Origin of the sequence: Pseudoduganella violaceinigra DSM 15887, from assembly GCF_000425385.1 — a bacterium.
Classification (GTDB): Bacteria; Pseudomonadota; Gammaproteobacteria; order Burkholderiales; family Burkholderiaceae_D; genus Rugamonas; species Rugamonas violaceinigra.
Genome location: NZ_KE384361.1, coordinates 1 through 1,925, shown reverse-complemented (window position 1 = coordinate 1,925; position 1,925 = coordinate 1). Strand labels below are relative to the sequence as shown.

At 57.1% G+C, this 1,925-nt stretch carries 1 protein-coding gene; it reads right to left on the bottom strand.

Translation table 11 applies throughout. The features are described 5' to 3' along the window. A partial coding sequence (locus H597_RS35425; protein WP_211232095.1) for a VCBS domain-containing protein occupies nucleotides 1–1,925 on the bottom strand: 1,925 nt, incomplete at both ends.

Below are 1,925 nucleotides of genomic sequence, written 5' to 3'. Positions count from 1 at the left end.
AGCGCAAACACACCCAAGGCACCAGCATGAGGCTGGAACGATGCAGTATGAACGTCGACCAAGTCGGCATCATTGAAGCTGATCATGCCACTGGCCTGCTGGGCGGCCGCATCTTCAACCACCGATCCAGACTGGGCGCCACTGGTGATACTGACGACATCATTGGTGCCGGCGATCGTGATCACAACTTCCTGAGTTGTGAACGAACCATGCTGGTCGTCCACCTTGACGGTGTAGGTTTCGGTGACGCTTTCACCGGCAGCCAAGTGATCGGCAGCGCCATTATCAACGGTGTAGGTCCAGCCAACCTGGCCATTCTCGGTGGATGCACTTTCCGACACTGACACCAAGGCAAACACACCCAAGGCACCGGCATGGGGAGCGAACGATGCAGCATGAACGTCTATCAAGTCGGCGTCATTGAAGCTAATTGTGCCGTTTGCTTGCTGCGGAGCGGCATCTTCGACTACCGATCCGGATTGAGCGCCACTGGTAATGCTGACGACATCATTGGTACCGGTGATCGTGATCACAACATCCTGAGTGGTGAACGAACCATGCTGATCATCCACCTTGACGGTGTAGGTCTCAGTGATGCTTTCACCGGCGGCTAAGTGATTTGCAGCGCCATTGTCGACAGTGTAGGTCCAGCCCAGCTCTCCATCCTCCGTGGAAGCGCTTTCCGATACTGGTGCAAGTGCAAACACACCCAGGGCATCGACATTCGGCTCGAACGTTGCCATATGCACGTCTATCAAGTCGGCATCATTGAAGCTGATCATGCCGCCGGCTTGTTGGGGGGCGGCATCTTCAACTACCGATCCGGTCTGGGCGCCGCTGGTGATACTGACGACATCATTCGTGCCGCTGATCGTGATCACAACATCCTGAGTCGTGAACGAGCCATGCTGGTCATCCACCCTGACGGTGTACGTTTCGGTGACGCTTTCACCAGCAGCCAGATGATTGGCGGCGCCATTATCAACGGTGTAAGTCCAGCCGACCTGACCACCCTCAGTGGCTGCGCTTTCCGCCACTGGCGCTAGGGAAAACACGCCTAGGGCGCCAGCATGGGGATCGAACGATGCGGCATGAACGTCGATCAAGTCGGCGTCATTGAAGCTGATCGTGCCGCTGGCTTGCTGCGGAACGGCGTCTTCAGCCACCGAACCGGACTGGGCGCCGCTGGTGATGCTGACGACATCGTTGGTGCCGCTGATCGTGATCACAACATCCTGAGTGGTGAACGAACCATGCAGGTCATCCACCTTGACGGTGTAGGTTTCCGAAACGCTTTCACCGGCGGCCAGGTGATTGGCGGCTCCATTATCAACGGTGTAGGTCCAGCCGACCTGGCCATTCTCGGTGGATGCACTTTCCGACACTGGCGCCAGCGCAAACACACCCAAGGCACCAGCATGAGGCTGGAACGATGCAGTATGAACGTCGATCAAGTCGGCATCATTGAAGCTAATCATGCCGTTTGCTTGCAGCGGAGCGGCATCTTCGACCACCGATCCGGATTGGGCACCACCGATGATGCTGACCACATCGTTGGTACCGGTGATCGTGATCACAATATCCTGAGTGGTGAACGAACCATGCTGGTCATCCACCTTGACGGTGTAGGTTTCGGTGACGCTTTCACCGGCGGCCAGGTGATTGGCAACGTTATTATCAACTGTGTAGGTCCAGCCAACGTGGGCACCTTCGGTGGATGCGCTTTCGGACACTGGCGTCAGAGCAAACACGCCCAGAGCACCAGCATGGGGCGCGAACGATGCAGCATGAACGTCGATCAAGTCGGCGTCATTGAAGCTAATCATGCCGCTGGCCTGCTGGGGAGCGGCATCTTCAGTCACCGATCCAGCCTGAGCGCCGCTGGTGATGCTGACGACATCGTTGGTTCCCGTGATCGTGATCAC